17 protein-coding genes are annotated in these 17402 nt (G+C 72.4%); 10 read left to right on the plus strand and 7 right to left on the minus strand.

Translation table 11 applies throughout. The annotated features are described in order from the left end of the window. Nucleotides 1-53: 53 nt before the first annotated feature. The 3 genes from K8U61_RS11590 to K8U61_RS11600 all read right to left on the minus strand — a co-directional run bounded on the left by K8U61_RS11590 (nucleotide 54) and on the right by K8U61_RS11600 (nucleotide 2515). Nucleotides 54-341: a DUF1905 domain-containing protein gene (locus K8U61_RS11590; protein ID WP_224123177.1), complete on the minus strand. Its 288-nt coding sequence runs from the start codon at nucleotides 339-341 to the stop codon at nucleotides 54-56. Nucleotides 342-467: 126 nt separating this feature from the next. Continuing rightward, the gene (locus K8U61_RS11595; protein WP_224123178.1) at nucleotides 468-1247 is read right to left on the minus strand and encodes an isocitrate lyase/PEP mutase family protein; all 780 of its coding nucleotides are present in this window, start codon (nucleotides 1245-1247) and stop codon (nucleotides 468-470) included. Further along, nucleotides 1244-2515 carry an alpha/beta hydrolase gene (locus K8U61_RS11600; RefSeq protein WP_224123179.1) on the minus strand — a complete coding sequence of 424 codons (1272 nt, stop codon included), beginning with the start codon at nucleotides 2513-2515 and terminating at the stop codon, nucleotides 1244-1246. Before K8U61_RS11600 ends, K8U61_RS11595 begins: the two co-directional genes overlap by 4 nt. 112 nt (nucleotides 2516-2627) lie before the next feature. Here K8U61_RS11600 and K8U61_RS11605 point away from each other — a divergent pair, with 112 nt between their 5' ends. Next, nucleotides 2628-4109 (plus strand): WS/DGAT/MGAT family O-acyltransferase, encoded by a 1482-nt coding sequence (locus tag K8U61_RS11605; RefSeq protein WP_224123180.1) that lies wholly within the window; start codon nucleotides 2628-2630, stop codon nucleotides 4107-4109. Here K8U61_RS11605 and K8U61_RS11610 read toward each other — a convergent pair. Further along, nucleotides 4045-4995 carry an alpha/beta fold hydrolase gene (locus K8U61_RS11610; RefSeq protein WP_224123181.1) on the minus strand — a complete coding sequence of 317 codons (951 nt, stop codon included), beginning with the start codon at nucleotides 4993-4995 and terminating at the stop codon, nucleotides 4045-4047. The two genes, K8U61_RS11605 and K8U61_RS11610, sit on opposite strands and share 65 nt — an antisense overlap. 92 nt (nucleotides 4996-5087) lie before the next feature. On the opposite strand from K8U61_RS11610, the gene K8U61_RS11615 reads away from it, so the two are divergent. The 5 genes from K8U61_RS11615 to K8U61_RS11635 are packed head-to-tail and all read left to right on the plus strand — an operon-like array spanning nucleotide 5088 to nucleotide 9736. After that, a complete protein-coding gene (locus K8U61_RS11615; protein WP_263427016.1) occupies nucleotides 5088-7295 on the plus strand; it encodes an acyl-CoA dehydrogenase family protein in 2208 nt (735 codons plus the stop codon). Next, entirely contained in the window at nucleotides 7292-7789 is a 498-nt protein-coding gene (locus K8U61_RS11620) for an FAS1-like dehydratase domain-containing protein (protein ID WP_224123183.1), read from the plus strand. Before K8U61_RS11615 ends, K8U61_RS11620 begins: the two co-directional genes overlap by 4 nt. Continuing rightward, nucleotides 7789-8187, plus strand: a complete 399-nt coding sequence (locus K8U61_RS11625) for a Zn-ribbon domain-containing OB-fold protein (protein WP_224123184.1) — start codon at nucleotides 7789-7791, stop codon at nucleotides 8185-8187. The genes K8U61_RS11620 and K8U61_RS11625 overlap by 1 nt, the downstream gene beginning before the upstream one ends. Further along, the gene (locus K8U61_RS11630) at nucleotides 8187-8576 is read left to right on the plus strand and encodes a MaoC family dehydratase (protein WP_224123185.1); all 390 of its coding nucleotides are present in this window, start codon (nucleotides 8187-8189) and stop codon (nucleotides 8574-8576) included. Before K8U61_RS11625 ends, K8U61_RS11630 begins: the two co-directional genes overlap by 1 nt. Then, nucleotides 8573-9736 carry a lipid-transfer protein gene (locus K8U61_RS11635; RefSeq protein WP_224123186.1) on the plus strand — a complete coding sequence of 388 codons (1164 nt, stop codon included), beginning with the start codon at nucleotides 8573-8575 and terminating at the stop codon, nucleotides 9734-9736. Before K8U61_RS11630 ends, K8U61_RS11635 begins: the two co-directional genes overlap by 4 nt. A 213-nt stretch (nucleotides 9737-9949) precedes the next feature. Here the strand turns inward: K8U61_RS11635 and K8U61_RS11640 are convergent, their stop codons facing one another. After that, complete coding sequence (locus K8U61_RS11640) at nucleotides 9950-10681, minus strand: dienelactone hydrolase family protein (protein ID WP_224123187.1); 732 nt, start codon at nucleotides 10679-10681, stop codon at nucleotides 9950-9952. Between the two features lie 95 nt (nucleotides 10682-10776). On the opposite strand from K8U61_RS11640, the gene K8U61_RS11645 reads away from it, so the two are divergent. Next, nucleotides 10777-12192: a DHA2 family efflux MFS transporter permease subunit gene (locus K8U61_RS11645; protein WP_224123188.1), complete on the plus strand. Its 1416-nt coding sequence runs from the start codon at nucleotides 10777-10779 to the stop codon at nucleotides 12190-12192. Next, nucleotides 12189-13148 (plus strand): RNA polymerase subunit sigma-70, encoded by a 960-nt coding sequence (locus tag K8U61_RS11650; protein WP_224123189.1) that lies wholly within the window; start codon nucleotides 12189-12191, stop codon nucleotides 13146-13148. The genes K8U61_RS11645 and K8U61_RS11650 overlap by 4 nt, the downstream gene beginning before the upstream one ends. Nucleotides 13149-13151: 3 nt before the next feature. Here the strand turns inward: K8U61_RS11650 and K8U61_RS11655 are convergent, their stop codons facing one another. Beyond that, nucleotides 13152-14822, minus strand: coding sequence for an ATP-binding SpoIIE family protein phosphatase (locus K8U61_RS11655; RefSeq protein WP_224123190.1), 1671 nt, complete (start codon nucleotides 14820-14822; stop codon nucleotides 13152-13154). 38 nt (nucleotides 14823-14860) lie between these two features. Between K8U61_RS11655 and K8U61_RS11660 the strand changes: the two genes are divergently transcribed. Continuing rightward, nucleotides 14861-15397, plus strand: coding sequence for a 2'-5' RNA ligase family protein (locus K8U61_RS11660; protein WP_224123191.1), 537 nt, complete (start codon nucleotides 14861-14863; stop codon nucleotides 15395-15397). Here K8U61_RS11660 and K8U61_RS11665 read toward each other — a convergent pair. Beyond that, nucleotides 15306-16730, minus strand: a complete 1425-nt coding sequence (locus tag K8U61_RS11665; RefSeq protein ID WP_224123192.1) for an MDR family MFS transporter — start codon at nucleotides 16728-16730, stop codon at nucleotides 15306-15308. The two genes, K8U61_RS11660 and K8U61_RS11665, sit on opposite strands and share 92 nt — an antisense overlap. A gap of 72 nt (nucleotides 16731-16802) precedes the next feature. Here K8U61_RS11665 and K8U61_RS11670 point away from each other — a divergent pair, with 72 nt between their 5' ends. Then, nucleotides 16803-17402, plus strand: a complete 600-nt coding sequence (locus tag K8U61_RS11670) for a TetR/AcrR family transcriptional regulator (RefSeq protein ID WP_224123193.1) — start codon at nucleotides 16803-16805, stop codon at nucleotides 17400-17402.

A 17402-nucleotide genomic window follows, 5' to 3' on the forward strand; every position in this document is an offset into this window, starting at 1 on the left:
CGACGCTACTCCTCGCGTGTTGCGGTGTCGTTACCCCTCGGGGTGAGGGCGTCTCACACGTCGATCGTGAGCCCGACGGACACCCGGTCCCCGACGTCGACCTGCTCGGCCCGGCGTACGGCGGCCTTGAGCGGCACGATGTAGCCGCCGTCCTTGGGCCACAGGCTCGTCGTCCAGGTCGAGCCGCCCAGCCGGACGGTCACCGGGATCATGCCCCAGCCGTAGGTGACGGCCCCGGCCACGTCGTCGATCGCGGCCGCGTCGTCCTCGGGCACCCACACGAAGTGGTGCGGCGCCGGACCGCGCCAGTGCCAGACCTCGCCGGAGAACTCCAGGTCCATGGTGGCAGCCTAGGTGGCCGCGGCGCGCTACTTCTCAGGGAACCCTGTCACTTCTCAGGCGTTGCAACCCCTGAGAAGTGCAGCATTCACCGGTGCACCGGTGAATGCTGCAAGGGCCGACCGCACTCAGTTCAACCGACGCAGTCCGTCCGGAAGTCCGCCGCCGGCGTGGACGGACTCGACGAGCTCCTGGAGGGCGGTGAGGGCGGCGGACTGCGAGTAGGGGCCGTAGGAGACCCGCGCGACGCCGAGCTCCTGCTGACGGGGGAGCGGCACGCTGCCGGGCACGCCGATGGTGGAGAGCCGGCGGTCGCCGTACGCCGCGACCAGGGTGGCGATCTCGTCCTCGCTCAGCAGGCCGGGGACGAAGACGACCGGGGCGCCGGCGTCGAGGAAGGCGCGGCCCCGCTCGACCGCGTCGGCGAGCACGTCGGCCCGCGGTCGGTCACCGGCGAGCAGGAAGGCGTCGGTGCGGGCGTTGAGCACGAAGTCGGGGACGCCGGCCGCGGCGGCCGCGGCCATGATCGCCTCGACGTTGCCGGTGGCGTCGGCCAGCGGTCGCATCTGGTCCTCGATGTTGGCGCCGACCACGCCGAGGTCGATCGCCCGGCCGATCGTGCCCGCCGGGTCGCCGTACCCGGCCTCGAGGTCAGCGGTCACCGGCAGGTCGGTGGCGGCGACGATCCGGCCGACCATGTCGAGCATCAGGTCGAGCGGGATGTGCTCGCCGTCCTCGTAGCCCAGCGTCGCCGCGATCGAGTGGCTCGCGGTGGCGAGCGCCGTGGTGCCCGGGGTGGTGGCCACGACCCGGGCGCTGACGACGTCCCAGACGTTGACGACGGTGAGGATCTCCGGCGCCCGGTGGAGGGCGAGCAGCTCCGACGCGCGCTCCGCGGTGGTGCTCATGCGCCGACCTCCCCGAGCTGAGCGGCCTGCTCGCGGCGCCAGCCGTTCCAGTGCCAGTGCAGGTAGCGGTCGATCGCGCGTACGACGTGGGCGGAGCGGATCGACGGGAAGACGTCGAAGGCGTGCTGGGCGCCGGGCAGCTCGGCGTAGACGACGGTCGCGCCGGAGACCTCGCGCAGCCGCGCGACGAAGAGCCGGGCCTGCTCGACGGAGACCAGCGAGTCGTGGGCGCCGTGGAGGACGAAGAAGTCGGGGGCGTCCTTGCCCACGCGCAGCAGGGGCGTGCCGGCCTCGAAGACCTCGGGCGCGTCGTCCCAGCGGCGCTTCACGACGCGCGGCGCCAGGAACGTGTCGCGCATCAGCTCGGCGCTGCGCAGCCCGGTCGAGCCGGCGAAGTCGTAGACGCCGTAGTGGGGCACCGCGACCGCCACCGACGTGTCGGCGTCCTCGAAGCCGGGCTGGTAGGCCGGGTCGTTCGGCGTCACCGCGGCGAGCGCGGTCAGGTGACCGCCGGCGGAACCGCCGGTGATCGCGATGTAGTCGGGGTCGCCGCCGTACTCCTCGATGTGCTCGCGGATCCAGGCGATCGCCCGCTTGACGTCGATGATCTGGGCGGGGAAGGGGTCGCGCGGCGCGAGCCGGTAGTTGATCGCGACGCAGACCCACCCCTTGGCGGCGAGATGCTGCATCAGCGGGATGCCCTGCTGGTCCTTGTTGCCGATCGTCCAGCCGCCGCCGTGGACCTGGAGCAGGACCGGGGCGCGGCCGCCGTCGGGTCGGATGGTGCCGGCGGCCGGCCGGTAGACGTCGAGCAGGCCGCGCTTGCCGTGCTCGGCGTCGTAGGGGACGTTCTTGTCGACCACGACGGCGTCGTTGCGCATCCGGAAGGGGTTGACCAGCGACCGCCACGGCGTCGCCAGCTCGGCCGGGGTCGGCAGCGCGTCGAGCTGCTCGGCGTAGTCGGCGCCGATGCCGTCGGTGAGCGCGTCCTCGGCGGTCTTCTGCACCCGCCTGGCCTGGTCGACGAGGAAGCCCTGGCCGAGCAGGTTGGCGGCGGCGAGCGCCAGGCCTGCCCGGCTGCGCCGTCGGCCCCGGCGTACGACGTGGCCCGCCGTGTCGGCGGCCGTCAGCGCCATCAGGTGCGGCGCCAGCTCGGTGGTGAGCCAGCCCGCGAAGAAGGCCGGGATGCCGGCCCGGAAGCCCGGCACCGGGCGGATCGCGTTGGCGGTGAGAGCGGCGGTGACGAGCTGTCGTCGCAGGAACCCCATGTCCACCAATGTAGAAGCAACGCGGACGATCGGTGAGAGGGGTCACCCGTGCCGTTCGGGGGCAGGCTTCGTTGAGGAACGAGAACAGGTTCCACCGGAGGGAGAGGCACCCATGGAGCGGCTGTCGGGACTCGACGCGAGCTTTCTGTACCTGGAGACGCCCGCGCAGCTGATGCACGTGTGCGGCGTGATCGTGCTCGACACCAGCACGATGCCGGACGGCTACGCCTACCCCTCCTTCCGCGACGAGCTGGACCGCCGGGTCCGCGACGTCCCGGAGTTCACCCGCAAGCTGCGCAAGGTGCCGATGGGCATCGACCACCCGATCTGGGTGCGCGACCAGCACTTCGACATCGACCACCACGTCCACCGGCTCGCGCTGCCGTCGCCGGGCGGGTACGCCGAGCTGGTCGAGCTCACCAGTCATCTCGCCGGCCTGCCGCTGGACCGCTCCAAGCCGCTGTGGGAGATGTGGGTCATCGAGGGCTACCACCACGAGGACACCGAGAAGGTCGTCGTCTTCTCGAAGATGCACCACGCGACCGTGGACGGCGTCTCCGGCTCCAACCTGGTCTCGCACCTGTGCAGCCTCGAGCCCGATGCCCCGCCGATGGAGCAGGAGGCGCCGGGGTCGACCGAGCACGAGCCCGGCCAGGCCGAGCTCTTCGCCCGCGGCGTGGTCGGCTTCGCGACCCGGCCGCTCAACGCCGTACGCCTGGTGACGCCGTCGGTGCAGCTGGTCGCGAAGACGATCGACCGGGCCCGGTCCGGTACGGCGATGGCCGCGCCGTTCAACGCGCCGCGCACGTCCTTCAACGGCACCATCACCGGCCACCGCGCGATCGCGCTCGCCGACATGAGCCTCGCCGACATCCGCCAGATCAAGAACGCCACCGGGACCACCGTCAACGACGTCGTCCTCGCCGTCGCCGGCGGCGCGCTGCGTTCCTACCTCGACGACCGCGACGAGCTGCCGCAGAGCTCCCTGCTCGCCTCGGTGCCCGTGTCGGTGCGCGAGGAGTCGCGGCGTACCGGCGGCGCCAACAAGGTGTCGGCGCTCTTCGCCAAGCTCGGCACCGACACCGACGATCCGCTCGAGCGGCTGCAGGACATGGCCGAGGCCAACCGCAACGCCAAGGAGCACCACCAGGCGATCAGCGCCGACTCGCTGCAGGACTGGGCGGAGTTCGCCGCGCCGCGCACCTTCGGCCTCGCCGTCCGCGCGTACGCCGGGCTCAAGCTGCCCGAGCGCCACCCGGTCGTGCACAACCTGGTCATCTCCAACGTGCCCGGACCGCCGGTGCCGCTCTACTTCGTGGGCGCCCGCATCGATGGGCTCTACCCGCTCGGCCCGGTCTTCCACGGCGCCGGCCTCAACATCACGGTGATGTCCAACCGCGGCACCGTGCACGTCGGGATCATCGCCTGCCGCGAGTCGATGCCCGAGGTCGAGGACCTCGTCCAGCGCTTCCCGGCCGAGCTCGCCGCGCTCAAGGCCGCGGTCGCCGGCCGGACCGAGCCGACCCCGATCAAGCGCGCGCGGAGCGCACGGAAGAAGAAGGACGCGAGCGGAAGTCGCGCCGACGTGCGTTGACGGTGGTGACCGCCTCGATGAAGGCGGGCACGAAGCGCTCGGACTGCATGACGCAGGCGGCGTGACCGGCGGCCACCTCGTGGATGGTGGCGCCAGGGATCCGGCGCGCCAGCGAAACCTGGTGGCGTGGCGGCAGGACCTTGTCCTTGGTGGTGACCACGACGGCCGTGGGGACGTCGATGCGGCCCAGCCACGGGCGCGAGTGGTGGCGGCCGAGGGCGGCGACGGCCTGGGCGACCGCCCACGGGCTGGTGCTGCGGAACTCCTCGACCGCCCAGTCGTGGATGTCGCGCGGGGCGATGTCGAGGGCCCGGGCGGTCGCGCGGCCCGCCGTACGAGCGGCCCGCGCGGCGGTGCGCGAGCGGGAGAGCCCGCGGGCGCCGAGCATGGTGACCTCCATGCCCTGGTGGAAGGCGCGCTCGGCCACCGACGAGCGGAAGCGGTCGGTGGTCGCGCAGAGCACGAGCCCGGCCACGACCTCCGGGTGCTGGCGCCAGACCCGCTGGGCGATGATCGAGCCCATCGAGTAGCCGGCGACGATGACGTCCTCCAGGCCGAGCACGCCGACCAGCGCGGCGACGTCGTCGGCGCAGTCCTGGAGCGAGAAGTCGTCGCTCTGGATGCCGCGGCCGTGCCAGCGCTGGTCGAGGGTGACGACCCGGAAGCGCCGCGACAACGGCTCGATCGCCGGGAACCACGTCAGCAGCCCGGTGCACCCCACGGCGTGCAGCAGCACGACGGTCGGGGAGTGCGGGTCGGGGCCGGGCGTGTCGGTGACGTACGTCGACCCGCGACCGGGCAGCTCGACCATCCGGCCCTCGGGGATCCGGACGTGCGGGACGTAGACGCTGCGCTTCACGAGCGCTCGCGGAGACGGCAGGGGCACGCGGGCGAACCTCCCTCTCGACCTTCGCCTGTGGCTAGAGTAGAACAGGTTACAGTTTCGCAACCCGTCCGTACCCGAGACGCTCGCAGGAGATGCACGTGACGCAGGAACCGGAGGAGATCGAGGCGGTCCGCTCGGTCGTCCGTGAGGCGCTGGACCGCGCGATCGAGCGCGAGGACGCCGAGGAGATCGGGGGCGAGAAGACCTGGGCGGCCTTCGCGTCCGCCGGGCTGCTCGGGCTGCCGGTGCCGGAGGCGCAGGGCGGCGAGGGCCTCGGCCTGGCCGCCGTGGCCGTCCTCCTCGACGAGACCGGGCAGCGGGCGATCCAGCTCCCTGTCTGGGAGACCCTCTGCTGCGGCGTGCTGACGATCGCGGCCGCGGGCTCCGAGGGGCAGCAGGCGCTGCTCGCGGGCGTCGTCGGCGGCGAGACGGTCCTGACCCCCGCGCTGCGCGAGGTCGGCGGCGCGATCCCGGCGGAGCCGGCGACGTCGTACGCCGACGGCACGGTGACCGGCCGCAAGATCGGCGTCACCTACGCCGACCGCGCCTCCCGGCTGCTCGTGAGCGCCACCTCGGCCGACGGCCCGGTCGTCGCGCTGGTCGACCCGCAGGGCGCTGGCGTGGAGCTGCTCGAGTCGCACTCGTCCTTCGGCACCACCCAGCACACGGTCGTGCTCGACGGCGCGCCCGCCGAGCTGCTGGCCGGCGCCGACGCGGCCCGGGTGCTGCGCGAGCTGGCGGTCGCCGGTCTCTGCCTGACGGCCGCGGGCGTGGTCGCGGGGGCGCGCGACCTGACCGCGACGTACATCAAGGGACGCACGCAGTTCGGCCGGTCGCTGGCGGAGTTCCAGGCCGTCGCGATGCAGATCGCGGACGTCTACATCGCCTCGCGGACCCTCGACCTGGCCGCGCGCAACGCCGCGTGGCGGATCGCGGAGGGCCTCGACGTGGCCGACGACCTCGCGGTGGCGGCGTACTGGACCTGCCACGAGGCGCCGCAGGCGATGCGCACCTGTCACCACCTGCACGGCGGCATGGGCGTGGACATCACCTACCCCATGCACCGCTACTTCTCGTGGGTCACCGACATCTCGCACGCGCTCGGCGCCCAGGCCGAGGACGTCCACGTCGAGTCGGCGGCGAGCAAGAACCTCGAGCTCACCGAGGCGCAGCGCGCGCTCAAGGCCGAGCTGCGCGCCTACTTCGGCAGCCTCGCGAGCGAGAACGAGCACCGCGACATGGCGCTCGACCGGCACGGCGAGACCTACCAGCGCGTCGTCAAGCAGATGGGCGACGACGGCTGGATGGGCGTCGGCTGGCCGCAGGAGTACGGCGGCCACGGGCTCGGCGAGATCGAGCAGACGATCTTCGCCAACGAGGCGCAGTACTCCGACGTGCACCTCCCGGCGGTGACCCTCCAGACGGTCGGCCCGACGCTGATCCGCTACGGCAGCGAGAAGCAGAAGGACCTGTTCCTCAAGCGGATCCTGGCCGGCGACGTGCACTTCGCGATCGGCTACAGCGAGCCCGACGCGGGCACCGACCTCGCGTCGCTGCGCACGACCGCCAAGCGGGACGGCGACCACTACGTCGTCAACGGCCAGAAGCTCTGGACCACCGGCGGCCACCAGGCCGACTACGTCTGGCTCGCCTGCCGGACCGACCCGGACGCCCCCAAGCACAAGGGCATCTCGATCCTCATCGTCGACACGACGGACCCGGGCTACTCCTTCACGCCGATCATCACCGCCGACCGGTCCCACCACGTCAACGCGACGTACTACAACGACGTGCGGGTGCCGGTCGACATGCTGGTCGGCGAGGAGAACCAGGGCTGGAAGCTGATCACCACCCAGCTCAACCACGAGCGCGTGATGCTCGGCCCGGCCGGCCGGCTCGAGGGCCTGCGCGACAAGGTCGCGGAGTGGGCCACGAAGGCCGGCGTGATCGACCGCCCCGACGTACGCCGCGTGATGGGCGAGGTCACCACGGTCTTCCGGGTCAACGAGCTGCTCAACTGGGAGGTCGCGCGCGCGGCCGCGATCGGCGAGATCTCGGTCGGCGACGCGTCGTCCTCGAAGGTCTTCGCCGCCGACCAGGTGCAGCACCTCGCGGCCGACCTCGTCGACATCGTCCATCGCTACGGCGACCCTGCGGATCCGGAGACCGACGCCCTGATGACCTACCTGGACGGCCAGTCCAAGCGCAACCTCGTCCTCACCTTCGGTGGCGGAGTACAGGAGGTGCAGCGCGAGCTGATCGCGATGTTCGGGCTCTCGCTTCCCCGGGTGCCCCGATGAGCGACGACGCGCTCCACGAGAAGATCCGCGCCGAGGCCGACCGGATCATCGCGCTCGGCGAGGCGTCGGAGTCGCAGGCGCCGTACGAGGTCAACCAGCCGACGATCGGCACCTGGCTCGACGCGATGGGCTACGACAACGACCGCTTCCGGCAGGGCGAGGCGCCGCCGTCGATGGCGCAGGTGTGGACGATGCCCGGCCTCGGCCGACGCCGGCCGCCGGAGGATCCGCTGAGCCGGATGACGGAGTACCTCACCGAGGTCGGCTACACCGCCGTCCTCGGCACCAACTGCGAGCAGAGCTACGAGCGCTACCTGCGCGTCGGCGAGCAGCTCCGCGTGACCAGCGCGCTCGACTCGGTGGTCGGACCGAAGAACACCGCGATGGGGCAGGGCTACTTCGTGACCTCGCGCAACACCTGGTACGTCGGCGACGAGGTCGTGGCGACAATGCTCTTCCGGGTCCTCAAGTTCATCCCGAAGGAGAAGGGCTGATGACCGCCGGCGTGATCCGGCCGATGATCGGCCGCGACTCCCGCTTCTTCTGGGAGGGCACCCAGGTCGGCGAGCTGCGGATCCAGAAGTGCAACGCCTGCGGCGCCAAGCGCTTCCCGCCCGGCCCGGCGTGCCAGTCCTGCGAGGCCTACGACCGCGGCTACGACGTCGCGGCCGGCACCGGCACCGTCTTCTCGTACGTCGTGCACCGCTATCCGCCGGTCCCCGGCAAGGAGCTGCCGATCGTGATCGCGCTGGTCGACCTCGACGAGGGCGTCCGGATGGTCGGCGAGGTGGTCGACGTGTCCGACGACGAGATCGAGGTGGGCATGCGGCTGCGCGTGGACTGGAACCGCATCGACGACGAGCTGACCCTGCCGATCTGGAGGAAGGCCTGATGAGGACGCTGAGCGCGGGGGAGCAGCTCCCCGAGTGGAGCCTGCCGATGACCCCGACCACGATCGTGAGCACGGCGATCGCGACCCGGGACTGGCAGGACGTCCACCACGACCGCGACGTCGCGCAGGCGGCCGGGTCGAAGGACATCTTCATGAACATCCTGACCACCAACGGGCTCGTCGAGAAGTTCGTCGTCGACTGGGCCGGCCACGACGCCGAGCTCAAGGGGATCGCGATCCGCCTCGGCGCGCCCGCGCACCCCTACGACACGCTGACCTTCAGCGGCACCGTCGACGCGGTCGAGGACGGTGTCGCGACGATCTCCGTGGTCGGTCGCGTCTCCCTCGGGGACCACGTGACCGGGACCGTTCGGGTGGTGGCCGGATGAGCCTCTACCGCAAGGCCGCGATCGCCGGCATCGGCGCGACAGAGTTCTCCAAGGAGTCCGGCCGCTCCGAGCTCCAGCTCTCCGTCGAGGCGGTGCGCCACGCCCTCGCCGACTGCGGGCTGACCGCCGCCGACGTCGACGGCTTCACGACGTTCACGATGGACACCTCCTCGGAGATCGCCGTCGCCCGCGAGCTCGGCTGCGGCGAGCTGCGCTTCTTCAGCCGGATCAACTACGGCGGCGGCGCGGCCTGCGCGACCGTGCAGCAGGCCGCGATGGCCGTCGCGACCGGCGTCGCCGACTGCGTCGTGGCCTACCGCGGCTTCAACGAGCGCTCGGAGTCGCGCTTCGGCCAGGTCTCGCTCGCGGCCGCGACGCAGGTGAACACCAACGGCCTCGACAACGCCTGGTCCTACCCGATGGGCCTCGGCACCCCGGCCGCCACGGTGGCCATGCAGGCGACCCGCTACATGCACGAGTACGGCGCGACCTCGGAGGACTTCGGGCGAGTGGCCGTGGCCGACCGCCGGCACGCCGCCACCAACCCCAACGCCTTCTTCTACGGCAAGCCGATCACCCTCGAGGACCACCAGGCCTCGCGGATGATCGTCGACCCGCTGCACCTGCTCGACTGCTGCCAGGAGAGCGACGGCGCGGTCGCGCTGGTCATCGTCTCCGCGGAGCGGGCCCGGGACCTGGCGCAGAAGCCGGCGTACATCTCGGCTGCGGCGCAGGGCAGCGGCGTCGACCAGTACGTCATGACGTCCTACTACCGCGACGACATCGGCATCCCCGAGATGGGCGTCGTCGGTCGGGAGCTGTGGCGACAGTCCGGCCTCGGTCCCGACGACATGCAGATGGCGATCCTCTACGACCACTTCACGCCGTACGTGCTCATGCAGCTGGAGGAGCTCGGCTTCTGCGGCCGGGGCGAGGCGCCCGGCTTCATCGCCGACGGCGCGATCGAGCTCGGCGGCAAGCTGCCGATCAACACCCACGGCGGCCAGCTCGGCGAGGCCTACATCCACGGCATGAACGGCATCGCCGAGGGCGTCCGCCAGATCCGGAACACCTCGGTCAACCCGGTCCCCAACGTCGAGCACGTCCTCGTCACCGCCGGCACCGGCGTCCCCACGTCCGGGATCGTGCTCTCGGTCTGAGGCGAGCCATCGCGGAATGCAGGATTCACCGGTGCACCGGTGAATCCTGCACTTCTCAGGCGTTGCAACGCCTGAGAAGTGACGGGGTTCCCTGAGAAGTCGGGTCCACGAGGGCGTCGTCGGGCAGCGCGTGGATGGTGAGCGTCATACCTCCAGCGTCGGCCCCCGACGCGCTTCGTTCTGGCGGGAATCGGACCCCGCAGATCCGTCGGGTCAACCGACCAGCTTGTCGGCGAAGAAGGCCAGGACCCGGTCGACGCCCTCCTGCTGGCGGTGCTCGGTGAGGGTGGAGTGGCCCTTGCCGTCGAACTCCACGCGGATGAAGGCGTCGCCGATCTCGTGGGTGAGGGTCTCGAAGCGGGTGCCGGTGGCCATGTCGCCGGCGTAGCGGAGGCCGAGGACCTGGCAGCCGCCGGCGGCGCGGGCGCGTACGTCGGCGAGGTCGGCGGGGGAGAGGTTGAGGTCGGCCGCGCGCTTCTTGCCGACCGGGAACGGCAGCGACGGCTGCGCGAGGACGGGCGCGACGACCGAGGTGTCGACCATCATCGCCAGGGCGAAGCCGCCGGTGAAGCACATGCCGAGCGCGCCGACGCCCGGTCCGCCGAGCTCGGCGTGCAGCGACCGCGCGAGCGACCGCAGCCAGCCCGCGATCGGCGAGGTCTGCCCGGTCGCCATCGTGGTGAACTCCCGACTCACGCACACCTTCGGGAAGACCTTCGCCATCACCATCGGGCTCATCGGCGCCTCCGGCTCGCCGAAGAGGTGCGGCAGCACCACGGTGTAGCCCGCGTCGACGACCTCCTCGGCGAAGCCGATCACGTCCGGCGTGAGGCCGGGGATCTCATGGATCACGATGACGCCCGGGCCGCTGCCCTTGCGGTACGTCGGGTGCGTGGTGCCGTCGGCTTCGTGGCTGCCCTGCGTCCAGCTGGCGAGGAGGCTCATGGGCGCACCTTAGGGGCACCGATGAGTTCGGGCGAGGGGGCGGATCACACGAGCACAGGCAGCCGACGGCGGCTGCCCCGTTCCGGGAGGACGACATGCTCGACGCACGACACCGACGGTGGGTCATCGTGCTCACCTCGATCGGCTCCTTCATGGCCGCCATCGACACGCTGGTGGTCTCCACGGCGATCCCCACGATCCGCGGCGACCTGCACGCGTCGCTGCCCCAGGTCGAGTGGACCGTCAACGCCTACAACCTGAGCCTCGCCGTGCTGCTCGTCCCGGCGGCGGTGCTCGGCGACCGGCTCGGCCGCGCCCGCTCGTACGCCGCGGGCATCGCGCTCTTCGCGCTCGCCTCGATCGGCTGCGCGCTGGCCGACGGCCCCGGCCTGCTGATCGCGATGCGCGCGATCCAGGGCGCCGGTGGCGCGCTGGTCCTCACGCTCGGCCTGGCGCTGCTCACCTCGGCCTTCCCGGCCGAGCGGCGCGGGGAGGCGGTCGGGCTCTACAGCGCGGTCACCGGCATCGCCGTGGCGTGCGGTCCGCTGGTCGGCGGCCTGGTCGTCGGCGGGCTCGACTGGCAGTGGATCTTCTGGGTCAACGCGCCGATCGGGCTGGTCGCCGTACCCCTCGTGCTCCGCTACGTCCCCGAGGCCCGGGTGCCCGACAGCACCCTCGACCTGCCGGGCGTGCTGCTGCTCGCGGCCGGCTGCTTCTCCCTCGTCTGGGCGCTGGTCCGCAGCACCACCGAGGGTTGGGGCTCCGGCGAGGTGGTCGGGACCGTCGTCGCCGGAGCCGCGCTGCTCGCCGGGTTCGTCGCGTGGGAGCGGTACGCCGCCCGCCCGCTCATCCCTGGCAGGCTGCTGGCCCGCCGCGGCTTCGTCGCCGGCAACGTGGCGGCCTTCCTCACCTTGGCCTCGCTCTTCTCGGCGGTCTTCTTCTACGGCCAGCTCCTCCAGTTCGCCTTCGGCGACAGCGCCCTCGAGGCCGGTCTGCGGCTGATGGCGTGGACCGGGACCTTCATCGTGGTCGCGCCGATCGCCGGCAACCTCGCCGACCGGATCGGCGAGCGCCCACTGTTGGTCGTCGGGCTGGCGGTCCAAGGGCTCGCGATGCTGTGGTTCGCCGCCACGGTGACGGCCGGCGGCGACTACCTCGACGCGCTCGGCCCCTTCGTGGTCGGCGGCGTCGGCGTCTCGATGGCGGTGCCGTGCGGCCAGAGCGCCGTGGTGGCGGCGGTCGAGGACCGGGACGTGGGCACGGCGTCCGGCGTCAACGCCACCATGCGCGAGCTCGGCGGCGTCTTCGGCGTCGCGCTGACCGTGGCGGTCTTCGGCGCGCACGGCGGCTACGCCTCGCCGGAGGACTTCGTGGACGGCTTCGTCCCGGCGATGGTCACTGCGGCGACGCTCTCCCTGGCGGGCGCGCTCGCCGGGCTGGCCCTCCCCGCCCGGCGGCGCGCTCCCGTCACCGCTGGTACGTCGGCGGCCGCTGCGAGCATGGCGTCATGAGCAGCACCGACACGGCCGCGTTCGACGAGCTCGTCGCTCCGTTGCGCCCCGGGCTGCTGCTCCACTGCTACCGGATGCTCGCCTCCTCCCACGACGCCGAGGACGCCGTGCAGGAGACGCTGGTGCGGGCCTGGCGCGGCATCGACCGGTTCGAGGGGCGCAGCGCGCTCACCACCTGGCTGGTGACGATCGCGACCAACGTGTGCCTGCGCGAGATCGAGCGTCGCGGCCGCCGGCTGCGCCCGGTCGACCTGTCGCCGGCGGCCGACCCGGCCGCCGGACTCGCGCCGCCGCTGACCGAGACCGTCTGGCTGGGGCCGCTGCCCGGGGCCGGGCTCTCCTGGTCGTCGACCCCGGCGGACGCCGTCTACGAGCAGAAGGAGTCGGTCGAGCTGGCCTTCGTCGCGGCCCTCCAGCACCTGCCGCCGCTGCAGCGGGCGACCCTGGTGATGCGCGACGTGCTCGCGATGCCGGCCGCCGAGGTGGCGGCCGCGCTCGACACCTCGGTGCCGGCGGTCAACAGCGCGCTCCAGCGCGCCCGCGCCACACTGCACGACCGCGCGCCCGAGCGGAGCCAGCAGCGGGTGCTCCGCGACCTCGGCGACGACGCCGTGCAGGCCACGGTCGCGTCCTTCATGGCGGCGTGGGAGAGCGCGGACATCGAGGCCGTCGTGGCGCTGCTCGCCGACGACGTGGTGATGGCGATGCCGCCCTTCGGCGAGTGGTACTCCGGACGGGCCGACGTGCAGGGCTTCCTGGTCCGCGCCCCGCTGCGCCCGGGGCGGCGCTGGTCGTGCACGGCGACGACGGCCAACGGCCAGGTCGCGGTCGGCAAGCACGTCTGGGACGAGCAGGTCGGGGCGTTCCTCGCCCACAGCCTCAACCTGCTCACCTTCGACGACGCCGGCGCGATCGCCGGCATCGACGCCTTCCTCGACCCCGAGCTCGTGCCCTAGCGATCAGTCGAGGTGGGGGACGAGCTCGGCCCAGACCGTCTTGCCGGACGGGTCGGAGTCGACGCCCCAGTCGGCGGCGACCGCGTCGACCAGCATCACGCCCCGGTGCCCCTCGGCGTCGGGGTCGGCGTCGACCAGCAGTGGTGCGACCGGGTCGGAGTCGGTGACCTCGAGGCGGACGCCGTGCGCCGTACGCCGCATCAGCAGGTCGGCGTACCCGCCGCCGTGGCGCAGCCCGTTGGTGACCAGCTCGGAGACGACCAGGGTCGCGAGCGGGACCAGGTCGGGCAGCTCCCAGGACTCGAGGAGGTCGGTGACGAGGGACCGGGCGAGCGCGACCTGCCCGGGGGTGCGCACGGTGACGACGTGGTCGGTCGGGGCGATGTCGCAGACGACGAGCGCGACGTCGTCGTCGGCGTTGCGGCCGAGCACCCGCAGCACCTCGTCGGCGGCGTCGTCGGGGGAGGCGGTGGCGAGCGTCTCGAGCACCGCGAGGAGCTCGTCGAGCCGCCCGCCCGTGCCCGCGCCGCGGACGTCGACGAGGCCGTCGGTGTAGAGCACGACCCGGTCGCCGTGGCCGAAGCGGAGCCGCTCCTCCTTCCACACCTGGTCGGGGTAGACCCCGAGCGGCGGCCCGGCGTGCAGGGCGATCTCGGTGACGGAGCCGTCGGCGCGCTGCAGCACCGGCAGCGGGTGGCCGGCCCGCACGATGCTCGCCTCGCCGTTGCGCGGGTCGATGGTGATCAGGCAGCAGGTCGCGAGCAGCGCCTCGGAGTAGTCGGAGGCGGTCAGCCGGTTGGTGCGGGCGAGCGCGTCGGCGGGCCGGTGGCCCTCCGCGAGGTAGGCGCGCAGCGTGGTGCGCAGCCGGCCCATCTCGGCGGCGGCCTGCATGTTGTGGCCCTGGACGTCGCCGATGGCCAGCGTGATGGTGTCGCCCTCGGTCGCGACCACGTCGTACCAGTCGCCCCCGACCTCGGAGTGGGCGACCGCGGGGAGGTAGCGGACGGCCGCGCTGAGCCCGTCGACGACCGGGATCTCCGAGGGGAGCAGCGAGCGCTGGAGCGTCAGCGACGCCTCGGTGACCTCGGCGACGTGGCGGCGCAGCAGCTCGCGCGCCTCCTCGGCGTCGCGGCGGGCGTTCTGCTCCTTCTCGTAGAGCCGGGCGTTCTCGATCGCGATCGCCGCCTGCGCGGCGACCGCCATGACGGTGGCCTCCGTGCGGTCGTCGAAGACGTCGGGCTCCTGGTGACCGAAGAGCAGGGCGCCGATGACCGTGCCGTCGCGACCGATGACCGGCGTGGCGAGGTAGGAGCGGACCGGCAGGTGGCCGGGCGGCATGTGGCCGCGGTAGGGGCCGTCGCGGAGGTCGTCGACGCGGACGGTCCGCTCGCCGCTGAAGGTCGGCTCGAAGAGCTCGGTGATGCGCGGCGCCGGCATCTTCGTGAAGGACTCGGCCTCGGCGCCCGAGACCACGTGGAGCTGGTAGATGTCGCCGTCGGCGTCGATCGCGTTGTAGAAGAAGGCGCCGAACTGGGCGTCGCTGAGCTGGGTCCCGGTGTCGGTCACGCTCTGCAGCACGCGCTGCAGGTCGAGGTCCTCACCGACCCGCAGCATCTCGGCAGGGACGCTGGTCAGCCCACCGCCGTTGTCCGCTCCCGTCCCACCCGACGCCACACCCGACATTGTGACGCAGGACAAGCCAGAATGGGCCGATGCCCCGACTGCACGCGCTCGAGCTCGTCCCGGACGACGAGGGCCGGGACGCGGTGCTCCGGGACTGGCAGGCGCTGCGCGACGCGGGGCTGCCGTCGATGCTCGACCACACCGGCCCGACCAACACCCCGCACGTGACCGTGGTGTCGGCGGCCGAGCTGCCCGAGGACGCCGTCGACGTCGCCCGCGCACGGCTGGGCGCGATGCTCCCCGTGCGTGCCCGGGCGGCCGGGCTCCTGCTCCTCGGCGGCGAGCGCCTGACGGTCGCGCGCGCGGTGGACATCGCCGACGACGTCGTACGCCGGGTGCTCGCGGTGCGCGTGCAGGTGCCCGACCACCAGCACGAGGGCTGGCTGCCGCACGTGACGATCGCGCGCCGGCTGCCGCGGTCGGAGGCGCAGCGGGTCGTCGACCTGCTCGGTCACGCCGACGTCGAGCTGCGCCTCACCGAGCTGCGGCGCTGGGACCCGGAGCGGGGGCGGGTGACGACGATCGCGCAGGCACGAGCAGGGACAGCATCGCCGCCACCAGCGTGAAGGCGATCGACCACCAGAAGGCCTCGTCGAAGCCGACGTTGGCCACTACGACGGCCAGCACCGCGACGCCGAACGAGCCGCCGACCTGCTGGGCGGTGCGGGTGAAGATGCTGGCGTCCGGCATCTCGTGCCGCTCGAGGCCCTGGTAGGCCAGCGTCATCAGCGGGATGAACGCGGCGCCCATGCCGAAGCCGCGCACCAGCAGCGCCAGCAGCAGCCACCACTGCGGGGTGCTGGCGTCGGCGAACGCGAAGGGGACCGTCGCGACGCACATCACCAGGAAGGCGACGACCGCGACCCAGCGCCCGCCGATCGTGTCGGTCAGCCGGCCGGCCACGGTGCGGGAGGCGAGCGCGCCGACGCCCTGCGGGATGAGCAGCAGCCCGGCCCCGAGCGCGTCGTGGCCGCGCACGATCTGCCAGTAGAGGGGGAGCAGCAGCATCGCGCCGTACAGCGCCGCGCCGGCGAGGAACATCAGCGAGGTCGAGACGGTGAGCGGCCGGTGCCGCAGGAGCCGTACGTCGATGAGCGCGCTCGAGCCGCGACGGAGGGCCCAGCCGGTGAACGCGGCGATCAGCACGAGGCCGCCGACGAGCGGGACGAGCACGTCGGGGCTGCCGAAGCCGTCCTCGCCGCCGACCTGCGAGAGCCCGTAGATGACGCCCACGACTCCGGGGACGACCAGGCCGAGCCCGACGACGTCGAGCGGGATCCGGGTGGTCGGCGGGTCGGCCGGCAGCATCCGGACCGCGAGCGCGATGCCGACCACGCAGAAGGGCACGTTGACCAGGAAGAGCCAGTGCCAGCTCAGCCCGCCGAGGATCAGGCCGCCGACGACGGGGCCGAGGATCGGCCCGAGCGCGGCCGGGAGGCTGACCGCGGCCATCAGGCGGCCGAGGTTCCGGCCGTGGGCGGCCTGCATGAGGATCGTCGTCATCAGCGGCATCATCACGCCGCCGCCGAGTCCCTGGACGACGCGGAAGGCGATCAGGCTCTCGGCGTTCCAGGCCAGGGCGCACAGCACCGAGCCGAGGAAGAAGATCGCCAGCGCCACCAGCCAGAGGCGCTTGGCGCCGAGCCGGCTCTGCGCCCACCCGGAGACCGGGATGCTGACGAACATCGCGAGCAGGTAGGCGGTGCTGACCCACTGGATCGTCTCGACGGAGGCGTCGAGCGCGCCGCTGAGGTCGTGCAGTGCGACGCTCACGATCGTGGTGTCGAGGATGACCGCGACGGCGCCGGTGATGACGGCGATCGCGATCCGCTTGAGCTCGGGGTCGAGGGTGTCGTCCGCGGGCGGGGTGGGGGCGGCGCTGGTGCTGGCCTGGGTCATGGGGCGTCCCGTTTTAGATACGTAGGTGTTTCTTGGCTGGCTCAGCTTAGGTCGACGGGATAAGATACGCAAGTGGATCTTGACGAGCAGCCGCAGCGCCGCCGCCGGGGCGAGGAGCTCGAGGACGCGCTGCTCCAGGCGACCTGGGACGAGCTCGCCGACGTGGGGTACGGCGCGCTCACCTTCGAGGGTGTCGCCCAGCGCGCGGGCACCAGCCGCACGGTCGTCTACCGGCGCTGGGCGACCAAGCGGGAGCTGGCCGAGGCCGCCGTCGCCTACGCCAGCCGACTCCACCGCACCGAGCTGCCCGACACGGGGAGCCTGCGCGGCGACCTGCTCGGGCTGATGCGGGAGGCCAACGAGAAGCGGGTCGTCCTGATGGCGCTCTTCATCATCTACATGGGCGGCTACTTCCAGGAGACCGGCACGACGCCGTACGACCTGCGCGGCCTGGTGGTCGCGGAGAGCATCAACTCGCTCGACGTCGTCTTCGAGCGGGCGGTCGAGCGCGGCGAGGTGGACCCGGGGCGGCTGACGCCGCGGGTGCGGACCCTGGCTCCGGACCTCTTCCGGCACGAGGCGATGATGCGGCTCGGGACGGTCCCCGACGACGTGCTGGTCTCGATCGTCGATGAGGTGTTCCTGCCCCTGGTGCTGCGCCCGTCCTCCTAG

Origin of the sequence: Nocardioides mangrovi (genome assembly GCF_020073815.1) — a bacterium.
GTDB classification, from domain to species: Bacteria; Actinomycetota; Actinomycetes; order Propionibacteriales; family Nocardioidaceae; genus Nocardioides; species Nocardioides mangrovi.

Bases quoted from the DNA above. Each gene is read 5' to 3' on its own strand.
- K8U61_RS11665 (WP_224123192.1), bottom strand. From the start codon at position 16,730: ATGACCCAGGCCAGCACCAGCGCCGCCCCCACCCCGCCCGCGGACGAC.
- K8U61_RS11645 (WP_224123188.1), top strand. From the start codon at position 10,777: ATGCTCGACGCACGACACCGACGGTGGGTCATCGTGCTCACCTCGATC.
- K8U61_RS11590 (WP_224123177.1), bottom strand. From the start codon at position 341: ATGGACCTGGAGTTCTCCGGCGAGGTCTGGCACTGGCGCGGTCCGGCG.
- K8U61_RS11660 (WP_224123191.1), top strand. From the start codon at position 14,861: ATGCCCCGACTGCACGCGCTCGAGCTCGTCCCGGACGACGAGGGCCGG.
- K8U61_RS11620 (WP_224123183.1), top strand. From the start codon at position 7,292: ATGAGCGACGACGCGCTCCACGAGAAGATCCGCGCCGAGGCCGACCGG.
- K8U61_RS11640 (WP_224123187.1), bottom strand. From the start codon at position 10,681: ATGAGCCTCCTCGCCAGCTGGACGCAGGGCAGCCACGAAGCCGACGGC.
- K8U61_RS11635 (WP_224123186.1), top strand. From the start codon at position 8,573: ATGAGCCTCTACCGCAAGGCCGCGATCGCCGGCATCGGCGCGACAGAG.
- K8U61_RS11600 (WP_224123179.1), bottom strand. From the start codon at position 2,515: ATGGGGTTCCTGCGACGACAGCTCGTCACCGCCGCTCTCACCGCCAAC.
- K8U61_RS11605 (WP_224123180.1), top strand. From the start codon at position 2,628: ATGGAGCGGCTGTCGGGACTCGACGCGAGCTTTCTGTACCTGGAGACG.
- K8U61_RS11615 (WP_263427016.1), top strand. From the start codon at position 5,088: ATGCACGTGACGCAGGAACCGGAGGAGATCGAGGCGGTCCGCTCGGTC.
- K8U61_RS11625 (WP_224123184.1), top strand. From the start codon at position 7,789: ATGACCGCCGGCGTGATCCGGCCGATGATCGGCCGCGACTCCCGCTTC.
- K8U61_RS11630 (WP_224123185.1), top strand. From the start codon at position 8,187: ATGAGGACGCTGAGCGCGGGGGAGCAGCTCCCCGAGTGGAGCCTGCCG.
- K8U61_RS11595 (WP_224123178.1), bottom strand. From the start codon at position 1,247: ATGAGCACCACCGCGGAGCGCGCGTCGGAGCTGCTCGCCCTCCACCGG.
- K8U61_RS11650 (WP_224123189.1), top strand. From the start codon at position 12,189: ATGAGCAGCACCGACACGGCCGCGTTCGACGAGCTCGTCGCTCCGTTG.